The sequence below is a fragment of the Actinomycetospora cinnamomea genome (genome assembly GCF_003096675.1).
Taxonomy (GTDB): domain Bacteria; phylum Actinomycetota; class Actinomycetes; order Mycobacteriales; family Pseudonocardiaceae; genus Actinomycetospora; species Actinomycetospora cinnamomea.
Genome location: NZ_QEKW01000003.1, coordinates 192194 through 212166, shown reverse-complemented (window position 1 = coordinate 212166; position 19973 = coordinate 192194). Strand labels below are relative to the sequence as shown.

The 19973-nt window shown below is 73.7% G+C and carries 15 protein-coding genes and 2 pseudogenes; 9 read left to right on the top strand and 8 right to left on the bottom strand.

The features are described from left to right. The first annotated feature begins 42 nt into the window (after positions 1-42). Positions 43-483, top strand: a complete 441-nt coding sequence (locus C8D89_RS30720; protein WP_116707574.1) for a MarR family winged helix-turn-helix transcriptional regulator — start codon at positions 43-45, stop codon at positions 481-483. Between the two features lie 51 nt (positions 484-534). On the opposite strand, the gene C8D89_RS07975 is transcribed toward C8D89_RS30720, so the two are convergent. Then, complete coding sequence (locus C8D89_RS07975) at positions 535-1389, bottom strand: PaaX family transcriptional regulator (protein ID WP_116707573.1); 855 nt, start codon at positions 1387-1389, stop codon at positions 535-537. A 111-nt stretch (positions 1390-1500) separates the two neighbouring features. On the opposite strand from C8D89_RS07975, the gene C8D89_RS07970 reads away from it, so the two are divergent. The 5 genes and pseudogenes from C8D89_RS07970 to C8D89_RS07950 all read left to right on the top strand — a co-directional run bounded on the left by C8D89_RS07970 (position 1501) and on the right by C8D89_RS07950 (position 7720). Next, positions 1501-2826, top strand: coding sequence for an MFS transporter (locus C8D89_RS07970; RefSeq protein ID WP_116707572.1), 1326 nt, complete (start codon positions 1501-1503; stop codon positions 2824-2826). A gap of 135 nt (positions 2827-2961) precedes the next feature. Beyond that, positions 2962-4395: pseudogene (gene eat, locus C8D89_RS07965) on the top strand (ethanolamine permease). After that, positions 4392-5810, top strand: coding sequence for an ethanolamine ammonia-lyase subunit EutB (locus C8D89_RS07960; protein ID WP_116707571.1), 1419 nt, complete (start codon positions 4392-4394; stop codon positions 5808-5810). Before eat ends, C8D89_RS07960 begins: the two are co-directional and overlap by 4 nt. 12 nt (positions 5811-5822) lie before the next feature. Then, positions 5823-6548 carry an ethanolamine ammonia-lyase subunit EutC gene (gene eutC / locus C8D89_RS07955; RefSeq protein WP_116707570.1) on the top strand — a complete coding sequence of 242 codons (726 nt, stop codon included), beginning with the start codon at positions 5823-5825 and terminating at the stop codon, positions 6546-6548. A 173-nt stretch (positions 6549-6721) separates the two neighbouring features. Continuing rightward, positions 6722-7720 (top strand): DUF4779 domain-containing protein, encoded by a 999-nt coding sequence (locus tag C8D89_RS07950; RefSeq protein WP_133251840.1) that lies wholly within the window; start codon positions 6722-6724, stop codon positions 7718-7720. Positions 7721-7863: 143 nt separating this feature from the next. On the opposite strand, the gene C8D89_RS07945 is transcribed toward C8D89_RS07950, so the two are convergent. The 4 genes from C8D89_RS07945 to C8D89_RS07930 all read right to left on the bottom strand — a co-directional run bounded on the left by C8D89_RS07945 (position 7864) and on the right by C8D89_RS07930 (position 13476). Beyond that, the gene (locus tag C8D89_RS07945) at positions 7864-9534 is read right to left on the bottom strand and encodes a hypothetical protein (RefSeq protein ID WP_116707568.1); all 1671 of its coding nucleotides are present in this window, start codon (positions 9532-9534) and stop codon (positions 7864-7866) included. Then, positions 9531-11072, bottom strand: a complete 1542-nt coding sequence (locus C8D89_RS07940; RefSeq protein ID WP_243417939.1) for a YibE/F family protein — start codon at positions 11070-11072, stop codon at positions 9531-9533. Before C8D89_RS07940 ends, C8D89_RS07945 begins: the two co-directional genes overlap by 4 nt. Positions 11073-11117: 45 nt before the next feature. Further along, positions 11118-12488 carry an acyl-CoA dehydrogenase family protein gene (locus tag C8D89_RS07935; protein WP_116707567.1) on the bottom strand — a complete coding sequence of 457 codons (1371 nt, stop codon included), beginning with the start codon at positions 12486-12488 and terminating at the stop codon, positions 11118-11120. Between the two features lie 133 nt (positions 12489-12621). Further along, positions 12622-13476: an SCO6745 family protein gene (locus tag C8D89_RS07930; protein WP_116707566.1), complete on the bottom strand. Its 855-nt coding sequence runs from the start codon at positions 13474-13476 to the stop codon at positions 12622-12624. Positions 13477-13539: 63 nt separating this feature from the next. Here C8D89_RS07930 and C8D89_RS07925 point away from each other — a divergent pair, with 63 nt between their 5' ends. Continuing rightward, positions 13540-15135: an Rv2578c family radical SAM protein gene (locus C8D89_RS07925; RefSeq protein WP_116707565.1), complete on the top strand. Its 1596-nt coding sequence runs from the start codon at positions 13540-13542 to the stop codon at positions 15133-15135. 77 nt (positions 15136-15212) lie between these two features. Here C8D89_RS07925 and C8D89_RS29090 read toward each other — a convergent pair whose 3' ends face one another. Then, complete coding sequence (locus tag C8D89_RS29090) at positions 15213-15650, bottom strand: ester cyclase (RefSeq protein WP_165825594.1); 438 nt, start codon at positions 15648-15650, stop codon at positions 15213-15215. A gap of 992 nt (positions 15651-16642) precedes the next feature. Here C8D89_RS29090 and C8D89_RS07915 point away from each other — a divergent pair. Both C8D89_RS07915 and C8D89_RS07910 read left to right on the top strand, forming a co-directional pair. After that, a pseudogene (locus tag C8D89_RS07915) lies at positions 16643-16879 on the top strand (indolepyruvate ferredoxin oxidoreductase subunit alpha); the annotation flags it as partial. Between the two features lie 18 nt (positions 16880-16897). Then, positions 16898-17326, top strand: coding sequence for a group III truncated hemoglobin (locus C8D89_RS07910; protein WP_116707563.1), 429 nt, complete (start codon positions 16898-16900; stop codon positions 17324-17326). Positions 17327-17542: 216 nt separating this feature from the next. Here the strand turns inward: C8D89_RS07910 and C8D89_RS07905 are convergent, their stop codons facing one another. Together C8D89_RS07905 and C8D89_RS07900 are read right to left on the bottom strand one after the other, a co-directional pair. Beyond that, entirely contained in the window at positions 17543-17743 is a 201-nt protein-coding gene (locus tag C8D89_RS07905; RefSeq protein WP_116707562.1) for a hypothetical protein, read from the bottom strand. A gap of 558 nt (positions 17744-18301) precedes the next feature. Then, positions 18302-19357: a hypothetical protein gene (locus C8D89_RS07900; RefSeq protein ID WP_133251839.1), complete on the bottom strand. Its 1056-nt coding sequence runs from the start codon at positions 19355-19357 to the stop codon at positions 18302-18304. Positions 19358-19973 lie beyond the last annotated feature (616 nt).

Sequence of the window (19973 nt, the reverse complement as noted above, 5' to 3'; positions counted from 1 at the left end):
TGGCGCGTCGCAACGGAAGCCGACGGGGACGGGGGATCGACGGTGGGCCAGGACGCGGGGCACCGTGACGGTCCCTCACTGCTCTACGCCGTCAAGCAGGTCGAGCTCGCCGTGCGGGCCCGCCTCGACGAGCTGCTGCGCGCCACCGGCATCACCGTGCCGCAGTGGACCGCGCTGACCGTGCTCGCGCGCCGCGAAGGCCAGACCAGTGCCGAGCTCGCGCGCAACGCGTTCGTCAGCGCGCAGGCGATGGGCGACCTCGTCGCGGCCCTGGAACGCGGCCGCTGGATCGTCCGCCGTCCCGACCCGACGCACGGTCGGCGCCTGCTCATCGGGCTGTCCGACGAGGGTCGGGCGCTGCTGGCGCGGGTGGAGCCCGGTGCCGCGGCGGTGGAGGAGCAGATGCTCGCGGGCCTCGACCCCGAGGACCGCTCCGCCCTGCGTGCCCTGCTCAACCGCTGCCGGACGAACCTGGCGCCCTGACCCATGTGAGCGATCTTCGGTGCGACAGGCCGGGAGATCGCTCACAGGGGATCAGCCGCGGGCCGCGTCCTCGTCGGGGATGACGTCCAGGTCGGCCGCGCCGGCGCGGGCGCCGGGCTCGTAGGCGGCGTAGAGCTCGCGGAACAGGGCGTGGGCGGGCTCGGCGGGCCAGTCGGGCGGCAGGTGCCGGCGGGGCAGGCGCGGGTCGCGGCGGACGGCCTGCAGCCAGTCGGTCTGCAGCAGGAGCTGGGCGGTCAGCGCGTCGGGCGCGGACTGACGCGCCGCCGGGTCGCCCCAGCGGGCGTGGAAGGCCGCGTAGCGCCCGGCGAGGGCCGGCAGGTCCCAGGCGTCGCGGACCAGGGTGTCGACGTCGGTGGGCGCGACGGCGCGGGCGTCGAAGGCCCGCAGGCGCCCCTCCAGTCCGAGCCCCTCACCGAGCGCGGGGACGTCGACCTCGCCGGGCGCGATCCACAGCCCGCCCTGCAGCGGCCCGAACCCGGCCCAGACCAGCCGGGCGCGCAGGAGGTGCCGTTCGCGCTGCCAGGCGTCGGGCAGCGAGAACGACAGCAGGGTCCACGTGCCGTCCCAGCGCGTGTTGACGACGTCGGTGCGCCAGATGCGGGTGTCGCCGTCGCGCAGGACCTCGCGGGTGGACGGAGTCGGGCCGACGTAGACCTGCCGGCCCCGCCGCACGCGGTGCAGCTGCTCCCGGCGGGCCATGCGACTGACCGTCGAGCGGGTCGCGTGCTCGGAGACCCCGGCCCGCCCGAGGACGTCGACGAGGCTGCTGGTGGCCACGTGCACGCCGCGTCCGAGCAGGTAGCCGCCGAGGAAGGTCAGCAGGATCGCCTGGGGGCGGGGGGCGTCGACCGGTTCCTCGACCGCGTCGTCCGGGGCCTCGGACACGGGCGGAGCCTAGCGTCGGGACGATGTTGGGCACATCGTTGACGGCCGTCGGTCGGTTGCCTACATTGGCGCCGACGCAGGTGACCCCGACCACATCAACGGAGGTGCGGCGTGGCCGACGCCGACACCCGCTCGCGGACCCAGCTCCGCCGGGCCGTGCTGTCCAGCTACCTGGGCAGCGTCATCGAGTACTACGACTTCCTGCTCTACGCGACCGCGTCGGCGGTGGTGTTCGCGAAGGTCTTCTTCTCGACGCTCGACCCGCTCGTCGGCACGGTCGCGAGCTTCGGGACGCTCGCCACGGGCTACCTCGCGCGCCCGCTCGGTGGCGTGCTGTTCGGGCACTTCGGCGACCGCGTCGGGCGCAAGAAGATGCTCGTGGTGACGATGAGCCTGATGGGCGTGGTCAGCGTGCTCATCGGCGTGCTGCCCACCTACGCCCAGATCGGGGTGTGGGCGCCGATCCTGCTGGTGCTGCTGCGCGTGCTGCAGGGCGTCGCGGTCGGCGGCGAGTGGGGCGGCGCGGTGCTCATGTCCGCCGAGCACGCGACCTCGCGCCGCGGCCTGTGGGCGAGCTTCACCAACGCGGGCGCCCCGAGCGGCATGGTGCTCTCCACCGCCGCGCTGGCCGGGGCCGCGGCGGTCGCGGGGGAGCAGGGCTTCCTGGCCTGGGGCTGGCGCGTGCCGTTCCTGCTCAGCGCGGTGCTGCTCGCGGTCGGCCTGTTCGTCCGGGCCCGCGTCGACGAGACGCCGGTGTTCACCCGCGCGCAGACTGGTGCGCCGTCGAGGCCCCCGCTGGTCGAGGTGCTGCGCCGCCCGCGCAACCTCGTGCTCTCGATCGGCATCGGCTTCGGCGCCTTCGTCGCGCAGGGCGTGCTCACGACGTTCGTCATCGCGTACGCCGTGCAGGCGGGCTTCGCGCGGCAGACCGTGCTCAACGCGCTGACGGTGTCCTCGATCACCGCGGTGTTCGGGATCCTCGGCTTCGCGGCGCTGTCGGACCGCGTCGGCCGCCGGCCCGTCGTGCTCGTCGGGGCGCTGGCGATGACCGTGTGGGCGTTCCTGCTGTTCCCACTGGTCGACTCCGGGTCCGCCGCGCTGCTCGTGCTCGGCGTCGTCGTCGGGCAGGGCGTGGTGCACGCGGCGATGTACGGCCCGCTGGCCGCGCTCTACACCGAGCTGTTCTCCACCCGCGCCCGCTACACCGGCGCGTCGCTGGGCTACCAGGTCGCCGGCATCGGCGCGGGTCTCGGCCCGGTGATCTTCGCCAGCGTGTTGCAGGGCACCGGCAGCCCGGTGCTGGTGTCGGTGGTCATCGCCGTGTGCTGCCTGCTCACCGTCGGCTGCGTGCTGGCCGCGGGCGAGACCAGCCGCCGCGGCCTCGACGACCCCGCCACGACCCCCGCCTCCGGCACGTCCCACAGTCCGGTCGCCTGACCCGTGTGAGCGAAGGTCCCGGCTACAGCCGGGAACTTCGCTCACCTGGGCGGTCGGCGATCGCAACCCGATCGTCACCCACAGCCTTCACACCTGCCTCACGTTGTGCCCCGGGCTGAGCGGAAGGGGACGTTGATGGCGGAGCAGGTGGACGCGACGTCCGGATCGGGGACACGCAGCGACTACCTGGCGCAACGCCAGCTGCGCGCCGGATCGGCGAGCTGGGTGCTCCTCGCCGGCCTCGGCGTCGCCTACGTCATCTCCGGCGACTACGCCGGCTGGCACTTCGGGCTGGCCCAGGGCGGGTGGGGCGGTCTCGCGATCGCCGCCGTGCTCATGGCCGTGATGTACACGTGCATGGTGCTCGGCCTCGCCGAGATGTCCTCGGCGCTGCCGGCCGCGGGCGGCGGGTACACGTTCGCCCGGGTCGCGATGGGCCCGTGGGGCGGGTTCGCGACGGGCGCGGCGATCCTGCTCGAGTACGCCGTCGCCCCGGCCGCGATCGCCACGTTCATCGGCGGCTACGTCGAGTCGCTCGGCCTGTTCGGGATCACCGACGGCTGGTGGGTCTACCTCGTCTGCTACGTCGTCTTCGTCGGCATCCACCTGCTCGGCGTCGGCGAGGCGCTCAAGGCCACGTTCGTGATCGCCGCCATCGCCCTGGTCGGCCTGATCCTCTTCGCCGTCGGCGGCATCATGTCCTTCGACGCCGCCAACCTCACCGACATCCCGGTGACCGACGCGGCGGGCGCGTCCCCCCTGCTGCCGTTCGGCCTGGTCGGTGTGTGGGCGAGCTTCCCGTTCGCGATCTGGTTCTTCCTCGCGGTCGAGGGCGTGCCGCTCGCCGCCGAGGAGGCCCGGGACCCGGTGCGGGCGGTTTAGCGGGGGATCATCGTCGCGATGGCGGTGCTGGTCGTCTCCGCGGCGGCCGTCCTGCTGCTCGCCCCGGGTGCGCAGGGCGCCCAGGCGCTCTCGGAGAGCGACAACCCCCTGGTCAGTGTGCTGGAGGCCGGCCTCGGCGCGGGGTGGCTGTCGACGACGGTGAACTACATCGGCCTGCTCGGCCTGATCGCGAGCTTCTTCTCGATCATCTACGCCTACTCGCGGCAGACCTTCGCCCTCTCGCGCGCGGGCTACCTGCCCCGCGTGCTGTCGCGCACCAACGGCCGAAAGGCCCCGACGCTCGCACTCGTCATCCCGGCCGCGCTCGGCTTCGTCCTGGCCGCCTTCGGCAACGGCGACATCCTCATCAACCTCGCCGTGTTCGGGGCGACGCTGTCCTACGTGCTGATGATGGTGGCGCACCAGGTGCTGCGCGCCCGGAACCCGGAGCTCCCGCGGCCCTACCGCACGCCGGGCGGGCGGATCACCACCGGGATCGCGCTCCTGCTCGCGCTCGCCGCGGTCGTCGCGACGTTCCTGGTCGACGTCGTCGCCGCGCTCTGCGCGCTCGTAGCGCTCGCCCTGCTCATGGCCTGGTTCGGGTTCTACTCTCGCCACCACCTCGTCGCGGCCGCGCCCGACGAGGAGTTCGCGGCCCTGGCGAAGGCGGAGGAGGAACTCGAGTGAGCTGGACGGGGCGAGCGCAGCGACGGGGGAAGTTCCGGACCACCCTCGGCGGCCACTCCTACACCTTCGACGACCTGCGCGACCTGCTCGCCAAGGCCACGCCCCTGCGCTCCGGGGACGTGCTGGCCGGCGTGGCGGCGGAGTCCGCGGCCGAGCGGGTGGCCGCACAGACCGTGCTGGCCGACGTGCCGCTGACCCACTTCCTGGACGAGGCCGTCGTGCCCTACGAGGACGACGACGTCACCCGGCTGATCATGGACTCGCACGACGCCGCCGCCTTCGCCCCGGTGCGCTCGCTCACCGTCGGCGGGTTCCGCGACTGGCTGCTGTCGTGGGAGGCCGACACCGCCACGCTCGCCGCGCTCGCGCCGGGCCTGACCCCCGAGATGGTGGCGGCGGCCAGCAAGCTCATGCGCGTCGGCGACCTCGTGGCCGTCGCCCGCAAGACGCGCGTCGTCACCGGCCTGCGCACGACGATCGGCCTCGAGGGGCGGCTGGCGACGCGCCTGCAACCCAACCACCCGACCGACGACGCCGTCGGGATCACGGCCTCACTGGTAGACGGGCTGCTGCACGGCGCGGGCGACGCGGTGGTGGGGATCAACCCCGCCACCGACCGGCCCTCCACCGTGCGGGCGCTGCTCGACCTCGTCGACGACGCCCGGCAGCGTCTCGACGCGCCGATCCAGTCCTGCGTGCTCACCCACGTCACGACGACCCTCGAGCTGCTCGAGCAGGGGGCGCCGGTCGACCTCGTGTTCCAGTCGGTGGCCGGGACGCAGGCGGCCAACCGCGGTTTCGGGGTGACCCTCGACCAGCTGCGCGAGGCCCGCGAGGCCGCTCTCGCCCTGGACCGCGGCACCGTCGGCCGCAACGTCACCTACTTCGAGACCGGGCAGGGCTCGGCACTCTCGGCCGACGCCCACCACGGGTCGAACGGGGGAGGGGTCGACCAGCAGACCCTCGAGGCCCGGGCGTACGCGGTGTGCCGTGCGTTCGACCCCCTGCTGGTCAACACCGTCGTCGGCTTCATCGGGCCCGAGTACCTCTACGACGGCAAGCAGATCCTGCGGGCGGGGCTCGAGGACCACCTCTGCGGCAAGCTGCTGGGCGTCCCCATGGGGGTCGACGTCTGCTACACCAACCACGCCGAGGCCGACGCCGACGACACCGACACGCTCCTGCTCACCCTCGGCGCGGCGGGCTGCGCGTTCGTGATCACCGTCCCGGGCGGCGACGACATCATGCTCAACTACCAGTCGCTGTCGTTCCAGGACGTGCTGCAGGCGCGCCAGACCCTCGGCCTGCGGCCGGCGCCGGAGTTCGAGGCGTGGCTGGGCTCGGTGGGGCTGCTCGACGCCGCCGGCCGGGTCCCCCGGCTGGTGCCCGAGCCGATCCGCGCCCTGATGGCCTGAGGGAGGACGGGCATGAGCACCGATCCCTGGGAGACGCTGCGGGCCGCCACCCGCGCGCGGGTGGGGCTGGGCCGCGCCGGCGACGGGTTGTCCACCCCGGAGAACCTGCGGCTGGCCGCCGCGCACGCCCAGGCCCGCGACGCGGTGCACGCGCCGCTCGACGCGGACGCCGTCGTCGCGGCGCTGGGGGAGCGGGCGGGGCCGGTGGTGCACTCCCGGGTCGCGGACCGCACCGAGTACCTCCAGCGCCCCGACCTGGGGCGGCGGCTGGCCGACGACCACGGCCTCGAGCGGGGTGACCACGACCTCGCGGTGGTGATCGCCGACGGGCTCTCGGCGCGGGCGGTGCACGACCACGCCGTCGCCGTCGTGGACGCGCTGCTGCCCCGCCTCGAGGGCTGGTCGGTCGCGCCCGTGGTCGTGGCGCAGCAGGCGCGCGTCGCGCTCGGCGACGACATCGCCGCGGCCCTGGGTGCGCGGATGGTGCTCGTGCTCATCGGTGAACGCCCCGGCATGTCCTCGCCCGACTCCCTCGGCGCCTACCTGACGTTCGACCCGCGCCCGGGCCGCCTCGACTCCGAGCGCAACTGCGTGTCCAACATCCGCCCGCCCGACGGGCTCACCTACGACGGTGCCGCCGAGGTCCTGGCCGCGCTGATGACCGAGTCCTTCCGCCTCGGGCTCTCGGGCGTCGGCCTCAAGGACACCGGCACGGCACTGCCGCCCGTCGCGGGCTGAGCCCGTCGTCCGGACTCGGTACGCCCGGTCGGCGTTCCGTGGCTGCGCCGATGAGGCGATCTTGGACGGCCACTCGGCCGGATGGTTTCGTCACCCCTTCGTGTCCGCGTCGTTGTCGACGCGTGGTGGCTCACGCCGCCACATCACCCCAGGGGCGGAAGGACACCACACGCATGGGTCTTCACAGGGCGAAGCTCGGACGTCGGGGGATGGTCGCGCTCGCGGCCACCGGGGCCCTGATCGTCGGCGGCGGAGCCGCCGCGGCGATCGGGACGGGCAGTGCGGCACCGCTGGTGCCGGCGCCCGTCCCGGTGGTGGGCACGACGTACGTGGAGCCGGATCTCGCGCCGTTCGCGCCCGGGGACATCCGCGGGGACGCCACGGCCGAGGTCTCCGACGCCTTCGGCGCTCCGGAGGGCGGAGGCGTGGCCGCGCTGCGGCTGCAGACCCCCGGCGGCTCGGACAAGGCAGCGCTCGCGGTGAGGGAGGAGCCGCCGTCGCCGCTCGCCGCCTGGATCCCGACGGCCGCGTACTCGGCCTACCGGTCCGCTGCGGACAACCCGGTGCAGTTCCCGAGCATGCAGCTCGCCATCGACTTCGACCCGACCTCGGACGCCGGGTTCTCGACCCTCACCTACGAGCCCGTCTACAACCCCGACGACAGCACCACGCCCGAGGAGTGGCACCGCTATGAGGCGGGCGCGGGCAACTGGTGCTCGACGCGAGCGATCCCGGACGTGATCGAGGCCGATCAGACGGCGTGCTCGAACGGCGGCGCGAAGCCGTTCTCGGCCTACGTCGCCGGGCAGCCCGACATCGTCGTCACGGCGCTCGTCCTCAACCAGGGCACGGGCAACCCCGGCCTCGACGCGGCCGTGGACCTCGTCTCGACGCCCAGCACGACCTACGACTTCGAGCTCGTCGCGCCCGAGGTGCCGGGTGAGGAGCCGTGCGAGGAGCCGACCGTGCCCTCCATTCCGATGCCGCACCCCGGTGACGGCGAGGACGAGGGTCACGAGAACGGTGGCCACGAGAACCAGGGCCACCACGACAAGGGCGGCCACGACAAGGGCGGCCACGACAAGGGCGGCCACGAGAACGGCGGTCACGACGGCGGTCACGACGGGGGCCACGAGCCGCGGCCCGAGCCGGAGCCCTGCTCCGGCAACTGATCCGGACACCCGACGGCCCCCTCGCCCTCGCCGGTGAGGGGGCCGTCGTCGTCCGAGTGCCCATGATCACCGGTACGTAGCGCATCCCGCACGGGCCGCGGGCTGACCTGTCGAACGTGCTCCTGATCTCCGCGAGGAGCGCGCTACTGCTCGCCGCGCCGGCGCCCGGGCAGGCGGTCGACCACGCGGCCGAGGCGTTCGGTGGTGCCCTGCAGCGGCGCGAGGGCGTCGGCGAGCACCTTGATCTGCTCGTCGAGGTTGTCGATGCGCCCGGCGAGAGTGCGCAGGTCGGGGCTGACCTTCTGCAGCTCGCCGGCGGCGGTCGACAGCGCCGCGTCGAGGTTGGCCAGGCGCGGCGGCACGTCGGGGAACGTGGTGTCGGCGTGGCGGGCGAGGGCCTCGACGTGCCCGATGGCGCCGGTGAGCTTGCGGACCTCGTCGATCGCGCCCGCCATCTGCCGCAGGGCCGGGGCGGCCTCGGCGAGGTGGTGGAGGTCGTCGACCGCGGAGGAGAGGGCGTGCAGGTCGTCCACGGCGGCCGAGAGCGCTTCGAGGGTCGGGACGGCCTCGGCGAGCCGGGCGACGGTGGGCACGGCGTCCGCGAGCGCGGCGACGGTCGGCACCGCGTCGGCGATCCGCTCGACGGGGCCCGTGGCGTCCGCGATCCGCCCGACGGTGGGGACGGCGTCGGCGAGGCGCTCGATCGTGCCCGTCGCGCCGGCGAGCGCCTGCAGGTCGTCGGTCGCGCCGGCCAGCGTGCCCAGGTGCCCGGCGGCCGTCGCGACGTCCTGGAGCGCCGGGACCGCGCCCGCGATCGTGGCCAGCTCGCCCGCGGCGTAGCCGATCTCCACCAGGGCGGGGGCGGCGGCGGCGATGGTGTGCAGGTCGTCGGTCGCGACGCCGAGGCGCTCGAGGGCCGGGACGGCGCCCGCGAGGTGCTCCAGCGACGGCGCGGCACCGGCGAGGCGCTCGAGGTGGGGGACGGCCCCGCCGAGCTGCTGCAGCGCCGGCGCCGCGTCCGCGAGGTGGGCGAGCACCGGCGCCGCCTCGCCGAGGTGCTGGAGGGCGGGGACGGCGGTCGCGAGCGTGGCGATGTCGCCGCGGGCGTCACCGATCTCCTGCAGGGCGGGGACGGCGGTGGCGAGCGTGGCGATGTCGCCGCGGGCGTCACCGATCCGCTGCAGGGCGGGGACGGCGGTGGCGAGCGTGGCGATGTCGCCGCGGGCGTCGCCGATCTGCTGCAGCGCCGGGACGGCCTCGGTGAGTGCGCGGATGTCGGGCGCCGCGCCGGCGATGGCCTCGAGCGCCGGCACGGCGCCGGCGAGGGCGTGCAGGTCGTCGGTCGCGTCGCCCAGGTGGCCCAGCGCGGGCACGGCCTCGGCGAGCCGGTCGAGCGCGGGCGCGGCCTCGGCGATGCGGGCCAGCGTGGGCACGGCGCGGGCCAGGGCGTTGAGGTCGTCGACGGCGCCGCCGAGGCGGTCGAGGGCGTCGACGGCGTAGGAGAGCCGCGTGAGGTCGGGCGCGAGCTGGTCGAGGGTGTGCTGCAGCCCCGACGCGACGGGGGAGAGCTGCTCGAGCAGCCGCACGAGCCGGGGCACGGCGCGCAGCGCGTCCACGACCATGGGGCTGAGGTCGGCCGCGGTCCCGGCGCCCGTGCGCGCGATGTCGGCCAGCCCCCGCACGATCGACGGTCCCTGCAGCGTGAGCTCGATGGCCGTGCGCGTCGACGCCACCACCAGGGCCCGCGCCGTGTCGAGCACCCCGTTCGGCGCCGGCGTCGGATCCACCGCGCGCGGCAGGGCGGGACGGGTCATGCGGGCTCACCCCGGGTGCTCGGACTGCTCGAACTGACGGCGCGCACGACGACGGCCGCGAGGAACGTGGTCACCGGGACCGAGGCGACCAGCCCGATGCTGCCGACGAGGGTCCGCACGACCTCCTGCGCCACGTCCTCGGCCGTGAGCAGGTCGCCGAGACCCCGCCCCGCCAGCGCGAACAGCAGCAGCAGGGGCAGCGCCGCCCCGGCGTACGCGAGCACGAGCGTGTTCACCGCGGAGGCGACGTGGTCCCGACCGACACGCATGGCGGAACCATAGAGGTCGATCAGCCGAGCGGCCGGGTCCGCGCGGTGCAACTCCCACACGGCGCTGGTCTGGGTGACGGTGACGTCGTCGAGCACGCCGAGCGCGCCGATGATCACGCCCGCGAGCAGCAACCCCCGCACGTCGAGCCCCGGGCCGAGGACGCCGGCGAGCTCCGAGGCCTCCTCGCCGAGCCCGGTCAGCCGCGAGGCCGCCGCGAAGAGCAGCGCGAGCACGCCGATCAGTGCGAGGCTCGCGAGCGTCCCCAGCGCCGCCGTGGCGCTGCGCGCCGACGCCCCGTGGGTGAGCGGGAGGACCACGCCGACGATCAGCCCGCACGCGATGAGGGCCACCGGCACCGGCGACGCGCCGGTGGCGAGGGCGGGCAGCACGAACACCGCGAGGACGCCCAGCGTGACGCCGAGCGCGACGAGGGCGCGCAGCCCCTGCCAGCGCCCGAGCAGGACCACGGCCAGCGCGAACAGGCCCCCGAGCAGCAGCAGCGGCGGGCCGCGCTGGAAGTCGACGAGGGTGTAGCCGAGCGGGTCGGCGGGGTCGCCGCCCGACCACGCCAGCACCACCGGGTCGCCCACCGCGAAGCGCGGTGAGCCCGGGGTCGACGGGGCCAGGGTCGCGATCCTCGTACCGGGCGCCGGACCGCTGTCGAGGCGGACCGTGACGGCGACGCAGCCCTCGCCGGGCGCGGGGGCGGGCAGGTTGGGGTCGGTGCAGTCGACCTCCCCCGCGGCGCGGAGGACCTCCCCGTCGACCGGCGTCTGCCCGCCGAGGCCGGGGACGCCCTGGGCCGACTGGCCCGCGCGCCCGGCCTCGACCACGCGCGCGTAGTCGCCGGGTGAGGGCATGAGCAGCACCAGCCCCGCCAGCACCGCCAGGACGAACGGGGCGAGCAGCAGCGCGAGCAGCCGGCGCACCCGCTGTGCCGACGCGCCCTCCAGCCCGCCGCCACCGTGGCCGTGCCCGTGGCCGACCGCGACCTCCGCACCCGGGTCGGCCGCGCGACGCGGGGGGGACCCTTCGCGTGCCGACGCTTCACGCGAGCGGCGCCGCCGCGGCGCCGTCCCGGACGAGCGGGCACGCGACGGCGCTCCGTCCTCACCGGTACGACGCCGCCCGGTGGCGCCGTCCGGCCGTCCGTCCTCGGCCGACCGGCGTCGGGTCCCCTCGCGCGGGCGCTCCCGGCGGATCGGTCCGGTGTCGTCGTCGGGCGCCGGGGTGCCCGCGCGGCGATCGGGTCGGCGGGGCGCGGTCACCGCCACATCATCGCCGGGCCCCGCGGCACGACCGGGGACGGGGGCTCAGGAGCCGGGCGAGGCGAGCCTGCCGCCGAGGCGCAGCACCGGCTCCGGGGCCTTGTGCGCGAGCTTCATGAAGATCTCGCCGGCGCGGGCCCGGGCCAACGAACCGTGGCCGAACCTGCGGCTCAGCCCGCGGCGGTCCCCGGGCAGGCGGTGGTGCACGGGCTCCTCGGTCGACTCCGGCTCGGACAGCGTCCGCCCGATCACCATGCGCTGGATCTCGCTGGTGCCCTCGAAGATCGTGTAGAGCTTTGCGTCGCGGTACCACTTCTCGACGGGCAGGTCGTCGACGTAGCCCCACCCGCCGCAGGTCTGCACGGCCTGTTCCGCGGCGCGCACGGCGACCTCCGAGGCCTTGAGCTTCGACATCGAGCCCTCGCCGACCTGGAACGGCACACCGTTGGCGGCCATCCACGACGCGCGCCACGTGAGCAGGCGGGCGGCGTCGATGTCGGCGGCGAGGTCGGCCAGGGGGAACGACACGCCCTGGTTGGCGATGATCGGCCCGCCGAACGCCTCCCGCCGGCGGGCGTGGTCGCAGGCGTACTCGAACGCCGCCCGCGCCACGCCGAGCGCCATCGCGGCCACCATCGGTCGCGTCTGCTCGAACGTCCCGAGCGCCGCGGCCTTGCCCTCGCCCCGTCGGGCCTTCTCCAGCTTGTGCTCGAGCTTGTCCTCGCCGCCGAGCAGCTGGTCGGCCGGGATGCGGCAGCCCTCGAACCTCAGCTCGGCGGTATGGCTGGCGCGGTGCCCGAGCTTGCGCAGGCGGCGGACCTGTTCCATGCCCGGGGTGTCCTTCGGCACGACGAACATCGCCTGGCCCTTGGTGCCGAGCTCGGGGTCGACGACGGCGTTGACGATCGTGACGTCGGCGATGCCGCCGTTGCCGATCCAGATCTTGTCGCCGTCGATGACCCAGGAGTCGCCGTCCTTGCGGGCGCGGGTCTGCAGCCCGGCGACGTCGCTCCCGCCCTGGGGCTCCGAGACGGCCAGCGCCGCGAGCTTGATGTCGCCGGGCTCGCCGAACATCTCGGGGGCCCACCGAGCGAGCTGCTCGGGAGTGCCGGCCTGGTTCAGCGCGGAGAGGGCCAGCGCGGGCAGGACGACGGTCAACCCGATGCCGGCGCAGCCCCAGAAGATCTCCTCGAGGAACAGTGGCAGCGACAGGCCCGTGGGGTCGGCGATGAGATCGGCGTAGAACAGCGGGCTGTAGAAGCCCTCCTGCGCCGCCCGGTCGACGATGTCCCAGGGGCACTCCTCGGCCGCGTCGTACCGGGGCGCCGCTGGCCGGATGACGTCCTCGGCGAAGGCGTGCGCACGGCGCACCAACTCGTGGTGGGCGGGCGTCAGCTCGAGGGTGAAGGCGTTCATGTGCCTCCACCCGCCTTGCTCCGCTGGGTCGTCTCCGCCACCGGACACCTCCTCACGGCCCGGAGCCCCTGCTCCGTTCTGCTGTTACCAATCAGTACCGCGTACTGCGAGTACCGAAACGTGGTCGCCGGAGTCAGGAGCGGACGAGGCCGATCGGGTTGCCGGGCGGGAAGGCGTGGGCGGCCACGACCGCGTCGACGAGCGGGGCCAGGAGCTGCGCCAGCCGATCGGTCCGCTCGCGCCCCAGGGCCGTCCACGGGCGGGCGGCGAGGCGGTCGGTGGCCGCCTCGATCTCCTCGTGCCCGATGCGCCCGGCATCGGTGAGGCGGTCCGCGTCGTCGAGCCAACCGCGTTCGCGCAGCTCCGCCGCGCCGGCCGCCCACTCCTCCTCGTCGAAGCGGCGGGCCTGCCGCGTGGTCCAGCCGTTCAGCTCCCCGGCCGCGGCCTTGAGCCGGTGCGCGGCGACCGGTCCGATCCCGCGGGTGACGAGGACCGCGACGTGGCCGTCCCCCCGGTGCTCCCGCAGCGTCGTCGCCGCCTGCCACAACGCGCGGACGGGCTCGTCGGGGCGGGGGAGCGCCTGGTTCGCCGCGCCGAGCACCCGGCCCTCGACGTCGGCCGCGTCGGCGGCCGCGCCCGCCAGCTCGGCGGCCTCGGCGATCTCCGGCCGGTGCGCCACCTCCTCCCCGAGCAGTCGGTGCAGCGCGGCGCCCGCGCCGGCGGCGCGCGCGGTCAGGCAGCGGTCCGGATCCGCGAGGTCCCAGGCGTCGGGCAGCGCGCGCTCGAGCCGAAGGCGGTGGAAGCCGTGGAAGGCGGCGTACGCGACCTCCGGCCCGACCGCGCCGAGCGGCGCCGACCGCTGGGCCACGTAGGCCATCCAGAATCCGCGCAGGCCCGCGGCGTCGGCCGCCGTCCGGGCCTCGACGGTGAAGTAGCTGACCGCGTGCAGCGGCTCGTACAAGGTCCACAGGCGCCGGGCGTCGTCCACGCGGAGAATGGTCCTCCCCGATGACGACTTGCCGCATCATCGAACACGTGTTCGAATAGGTGGGTGCGGTGGGACGAGCAGAAGGTCGCCGGGGGGCCCGAGCAGTTGCCGGGCATGCCGGCGCTCAAGGGGCTGGTCCGCAGCGTCCGGACGCCGGAGTTCGCGGGCATCACCTTCCACGAGGTGCGGGCACGCTCGGTGCTCAACCGCATGCCGGGCGCCTCGCCGATGCCCTTCGGCTGGACGGTGAACCCCTATCGCGGCTGCAGCCACGCGTGCACCTACTGCCTCGGTCCCGACACCCCGGTTCTCATGGTGGACGGCACGAGCGTGCGGCTCGCCGACGTGCGGGTGGGCGACCTCGTGGTGGGCACGGCGATGCGCGGCGGCGTGCGCAGCCTCGTGCCGACGCCGGTGCACGACGCGTGGACCAGCACGAAGACGGCGTGGCGCGTCCGCCTCGCCGACGGGACGGCGATCGTCGCCAGCGCCGACCACCGTTTCCTCACCCCGCGCGGGTGGGTCCACGTGCGCCCCGACGGGTGTGCGGGCGACCAACGGCCCCACCTGCGGGTCGGTGATGCGCTCGTGGGCGCCGAGACCCTCGCGGACGAGGCGTTCCGTCGCCCCGGTTCCCCGCCGGTCGCGCCCGCGCCCCCGGACGACGCGCCGGGCGGGCGCACGGTGGCCGCCATCGAGGAGCTGCCCGGCGAGCGGCCGCTGCGCGACCTCACGACGGGCACCGGCGATTTCGTCGCCGACGGCGTCATCAGCCACAACTGCTTCGCCCGCAACACCCACACCTACCTCGACCTCGACGCGGGCGACGACTTCGACCGCCAGGTCGTCGTCAAGCTCAACGCGCCCGAGGTGCTGGCGCGCGAGCTGCGCTCGCCGCGGTGGACGCGGGAGCACGTCGCGATGGGCACCAACACCGATCCCTATCAGCGGGCGGAGGGTCGGTACGTCCTCATGCCGGGCATCATCCGCGCCCTCGGCGGCAGCGGGACGCCGTTCTCGATCCTCACCAAGGGCACCCTGCTGGCCCGCGACCTGCCCGAGCTCACGGCGGCGGCCCGCGACGTCCCGGTGGGTGTCGGGGTGTCGCTCGCCCTGCTCGACCCCGAGCTGCACCGGCGGGTCGAGCCGGGCACGCCGACACCGCGCGCCCGGCTCGACCTCGTGCGCCGCGTCCGGGACGCGGGCCTGCCGTGCGGGGTCTTCGTCGCGCCGGTGCTGCCCGGTCTCACCGACACCGACGAGGCCCTCGACGCCCTGCTCGGCGAGATCGCCGACGCCGGGGCCAGCGGGGCCAGTGTGCTCGCGCTGCACCTGCGTCCCGGCACCCGCGAGTGGTTCCACGCGTGGCTGGCACGGGAGCACCCCGGCCTGATCGAGCGCTACGCCGCGCTCTACCGCCGCGGCGCCTACGTCGACGCCGCCTACCGGCGCGACCTCGCCTCCCGCGTCCGGCCGATGCTCGAGCGCCACGGGCTCACCGGGGGCGGGCACGCGATGGGCGGGCGGCACGGGGAGGGCCGCGGCGAGCGGCACGACGGCCTCGAGGGCAAGGGCGGGTGGCCGGACGGCGCGATGCCCTCGCCGACGGCACCCGAGGCGGTCGTCACCGCGCCGGCCGAGCAGCTCTCGTTGCTGTGAAGACGGGTTCGCCTGTGGTGCGACGACGGTGCGAGTCCTCCAGCGTCCCCCGGTCGAGTCTGAGGGCCCCGGCCGCGCTAGGCGGCGACCGGCAACGCTCCGAGCTGCGCGAGGGTCGTGAGCAGGTCCAGGAAGTGGCGCTTAGCGATGATCCGCCCGTCCCGGAACGTCACCCACATCACGGCGACCGCATCGAAGGACCGGTTGGACGGCGGCAGCTCACCGGTCGGTCCCTCCAGCGGCCCCGTCTGCGTTCCCGTCCAGCGAATCTCCATCACCGCGTCATCACCCTCGGAGACGACGCGGAGGACCTCACCCTGGATGTCCGGGAACGCCGCCTTCCATCCCTTGAGGACCTCCAGGGCGGCGTCGAAGCTCTCCAGGCGCCGGCCGGTTCCGGTCTCCTCGTAGAGGTAGCCGTCGCCGACCAACTCGTCCCGGTACGCGTCCCAGTCACCGGCGTTGAACAGCTCGATGATCCGTCGTGCGCGCTGCTCGTTTGATGCCTCGGCCATGATGGCTCCCCCTTCTCGTCGGTCGGACTGCGCCGAGGATGGGAGTCCGGCTGCCCGGGGCGCAGGGACCGAAGGACCTGACCCCGCGGAGCGGATCGGCCCCGCTACCCGGGGCTTGCACGGGTTGCATGAGCGAGCCGCGGTAACCGGTGCGGAGGGCACGGAGGCGCGGGGCCCTTCGACCCTGCGGCGGGCACGGCCCGCGTTGTCGCCTCGGACGTGCGCCGGCTGCGAGGGGATGACCAACGATGGGAATAGGCCCGTACGAGCACGCTCACGATCGCGCGACGAAGCCATGGATTCCGGACTGCGCGCTGTGCGTGAAGCAGGCGAAGCAGGGAAAGCGGCGGAAGGCGATGACGCTCATCTCTGGCACCGCGTTGTGCAAGGAGCACGCGCGCGAGCTCATGAATAGCGGTCGCGCGCGTATCGAGGAGTACTTCAAATGACTATCGCTGCCCATTCGTGGTAGCCACGGCTGCTCAAGATCGTAAAGAAATCGTCGTGCTATCACCCGCCGTTCCAGGCGGCGACGAAAAAAGTCGAAGAAGACGAGACGATTGCGGAGACGCTGAGGCCATGCAATATCAGTTAATCGGATAGCTCCTCTCCTTGTGGACTGGTTGCCGGACGCCGCGGTCGTGGCGCACCGCGGCCCGGTCCGGCTGCACGACCTGACCCTCGCCCGGGGACCCACGTCCTGCTCGCCCGGAACGCCCGCGACGTCCCGCGCGCGGCCCTGGGGCCGGGGGTACACGTGCACGGGCTCCGCGACCGTCCGGGCACGACCGTCGTCGCGGTCCGCCCCGACGGCTACCTCGCCTACCGGGACACCGACCGGGCTCCTTGTTCGGCTGGCTAGGCGACGTCGGCGCGCTCGATCGGGTGCGGGCCGTGAGGCGTCCGGTTCAGGATATACCGGATAGCCATCCGGTAAATTAGGGTCGGTCGGGCCTGGAGGGAGAACCTCATGATCGACTGATCGTTGAGCCGTGATCGACGGGGTCGACCGCACCTGCGGCAAGGAAGTGCCCCGTCGACTGCACTTGCGAGGGCGCCCGCGCGCGTACATCCACCCCGACGAGGTGTCGACTGCGGCGCCTGTGAGGCCGTCTGCCCGGTTGAGGCGATCTACTACGAGGACGACCTCCCGGCCGGGGTGGCAGAACTTGACTGCGGAGAACGCCCGCCTTTTCTCCCAGGCGCTGTCCGGGACCGGGCCCCCTGGGCTAGATCGTGGAGCAGGTATGAAGCGCGACATCAGCCACCGCACCGACGTCGACACTCTGGTGCGCGAGTTTTACGCAAGGGCCTTCGCCGATCCCCTGCTGGGCCCGCTCTTTCGCGACGTCGCCAGGATGGACCTCGACGCGCACATGCCGATCATGTGCGACTTCTGGGAGACCGTCCTGTTCCGAGCGGGGCTCTATCGACGCAACGCGCTGCGGGCTCACCAGGACCTCCACGCCCTGTCCCCCCTGACCACCGAGCACTTCGACCGTTGGCTCAGTCTGTGGTCGGCGACCGTCGATGACTTCTTTGCCGGCGAGAAGGCCGAGCTCGCGAAGACCCAGGCCATCCGCATCGCGTCCTCCATCAGGCGCCGGCTCCTCGGCGGGGCAGGGAGCGAGTTCGTCACCATCACCTCTGCGCCATCGGTGACCCGGGCACCGTGACGTCCCCCCCGACCTTCACCGCCCAGGCCCCACCGTCGCGACGACACGACGAGGGACCGGGGACCCCTACGTGGCCACCAGCCGGGACCTCACCTGGCCACCCGCGGGGACCGCCACTTGGCCACCTGCGGGGACTTTCGTGGCCACGGACAGGGGTGGACCCTGAGCGCGCTGCGGGCCGCCGACACTCTTTGCTCTACCTGAACTCAACTTGAGCTATTGTCCAGTCTCGCTTGAGGCTTTGCGGTCGATCTTGGCCAGAATGGTGTCGGTGTCCTTAGTCCAGACGAAGGGTTCGCAGCGCTCGTTCCAGCCGTCGATGAACTGGCGAATCTTGGCCATCAGGTCGCGGACGGAGTCGAAGGTGCTGCGGCGGATGGCCTGCGGGGTGATGATCCCGAAGAAGATCTCGACCATGTTCAGCCACGACGCGCTGTCTTGTGAACTGGGAAGATGTGGCCTGCAAGGGCGAGGACTACGCCTACGCCCAGCCCTCGCTGGTCGCGCACAAGCGGCGCGCGCCTCGGGCGGCGGCACACCCGCCGCTACTTGTGCCGCCGCAGCCCCGATATGGACTCGTACTGGAAGATCGTCGACAAGTCGGCCTGATCGGCCCCCGTCGTTGACCTTCACGGCCGGGGCCCGAGCTGTGAGTGCCGACGATGTACGGCCTCTATGCTGTCGACGGAGCGTGCCATCGGGGACCTTCGGTCGCCGGGTCGGGACGACGAGGGTCGGGCCGGTGGCACGAAACCCCGGTCAAGCTCAGCCGAGTTCGTTTGAGGTAGGCGTTCAGGCTGGCAAACACTGAACTGGCGATCCCCGGCCGGAAGGCCCGGGTTAGCGTGAAGTGGCCTGTTGATCGGGTCCGTCACACCCCGAAACCGCCACCTGAACACTGGGACCGCCACCGAAAGGGCGGGCGCTTTTCCGCTCCGACCGGTCGGAGCCTCGTCCTGGTCGCGATCCCGTTTCCTACTTGGTCTCCCCGGTGCGTCGGCGGCCGGCCGCTCCCCAGTCATCCGGCTCTTGCTGCCTAGTCGGCCGTTCCTTCGGCTCCTGTCGCCTGGTCTGTCGTCCCCTTGGCTCGCGTTGCTCTCCCGCCGGGCTCCGCTCTTCGGCGCGCTTGCGGCCCGCCCGTGTCCGCCGGACCGGACTCCGTTCCTGGTCCGGAGCATCGGCTCGGTCGGAGTCGGCCTGGCTGTCCATGTCGGACTTAGCCTGGGTGTCGTCGTGCGGCTTGGCTTCGGCCTCTTCGCTCGCCCTGTCGCCGACTTCCGAGACGGTGCCGCCGACCTCGGAGACCGTATCGCCGGCGCCCTGGCCGACGTCGGATACGGCCTCGCTGGCGCCCTCGGCGACCTCGGACACCGCCTGCCCGGCGCCCTCGCCGACCCGAGAGACCGCGCCGCTCGCGCCCGCGCCGAGGTCGGACACCGCCTCACCGGCGCCGCGTCCGAGCTCGCCCGCGGCCGTCGCAGCCCCTGAACCGACCTCGGACACCGCGTCGCTCGCGCCCTGGCCCACCTGCTCGACCGCGCGCCCCGCCCCCGACCCCAGCTCCTGGGTGGCCTGCCCGAGCCCGCGGGTCACGTGCTCCAGGATCTGCGGATTGCGGTCGATGGTGTCCAGAACCCGGTCGACGATCCCCGCGACATTGTCGAGGCGGACCTTGAGCGTGGCCTGTGCCTTGACTCCGCGGATGCCGAGGTGAACGCGGCCAAGCGAGGCGTCGACCCCGACGTTGAGCTTGACGAGGTCGAGCACCTCGGCTTGCAGGGACACGTGCGCCCGCAGGTCCTCCACCTCCAGGTCGATCTCGTCGACCTCGAGAACCGGCACGTGCAGGTAGACGTCCGGGGCGGCGTTGTCTCGGCCCTCACCCTGGTCCTCGCCCCGCGCGACGCTCGGTCGGCGGCGGCCCGCGTCTTGACTGTCCTGCTCCGGCTCCAGCTCCCGCTGAGTGGGGACCCTGCCGTCGGTCTGCTCGTGCGGGATCGTGTCCTCGGACATCGTCACCTCGACCTTCATCGCTGGTGAGGGCGGCTCTGCCCAGGCGGCCCGTGCTGCATGCGCCCTCGCGCCGATGTTGGTCCGACGGCACCTGACGCCTCCGCCGGTCGACCACCGCGGGGCGCCCGTCCGTCGGGAAGCACTCAGAGCCCGCACCGCGGCCTCCCATGGCCGGCAGGGCGCCGAGCGGGCCGGCCACCTGGCGGGGTCGGCCGCTGCGGGGGTCGAGCCCTACGCCACCCCCCGGCCCTGCCCGCTCGCCGATCTTGCTGGCGAGGCCGCCAGCGAATCCGGCTGCCGTGCGTGGTCCAGACCCAGCTTGCCGGCGACGGCCAAGCCCGCGATCGGGCCAACCTGTGGGCCGATCCCGGCCCGCTCGCGCACAGCCTGCCCGGGACAGACCCCGGGGGCGGCCCGGCGTTGGCCGTGGTTTCCTTCGACGCCCGCCGAGCGGCTCGCCGGCCACGACCTCCATCTGCTCCGCGGGCTACCCGAGCTGCGGACGCGCATCGGCGGTCCTGCCGAAGGTCGACCGGCTCCTGCGTTCTGTTCGGCTCGGCGCACTACTCGCCGCCCACCACCGTGATCCGCACGGGGTGTCGCGTAGCGTCATAGCGGCGTCAAGACATGAGGC

Coding starts and splice junctions, on each gene's coding strand:
- eutC (WP_116707570.1), top strand. CDS start 5,823: ATGAGCACCGATCCCTGGGAGACGCTGCGGGCCGCCACCCGCGCGCGG.
- C8D89_RS07950 (WP_133251840.1), top strand. CDS start 6,722: ATGGGTCTTCACAGGGCGAAGCTCGGACGTCGGGGGATGGTCGCGCTC.
- C8D89_RS07945 (WP_116707568.1), bottom strand. CDS start 9,534: ATGACCCGTCCCGCCCTGCCGCGCGCGGTGGATCCGACGCCGGCGCCG.
- C8D89_RS07935 (WP_116707567.1), bottom strand. CDS start 12,488: ATGAACGCCTTCACCCTCGAGCTGACGCCCGCCCACCACGAGTTGGTG.
- C8D89_RS29090 (WP_165825594.1), bottom strand. CDS start 15,650: ATGGCCGAGGCATCAAACGAGCAGCGCGCACGACGGATCATCGAGCTG.
- C8D89_RS07910 (WP_116707563.1), top strand. CDS start 16,898: ATGAAGCGCGACATCAGCCACCGCACCGACGTCGACACTCTGGTGCGC.
- C8D89_RS07905 (WP_116707562.1), bottom strand. CDS start 17,743: ATGGTCGAGATCTTCTTCGGGATCATCACCCCGCAGGCCATCCGCCGC.
- C8D89_RS07900 (WP_133251839.1), bottom strand. CDS start 19,357: ATGAAGGTCGAGGTGACGATGTCCGAGGACACGATCCCGCACGAGCAG.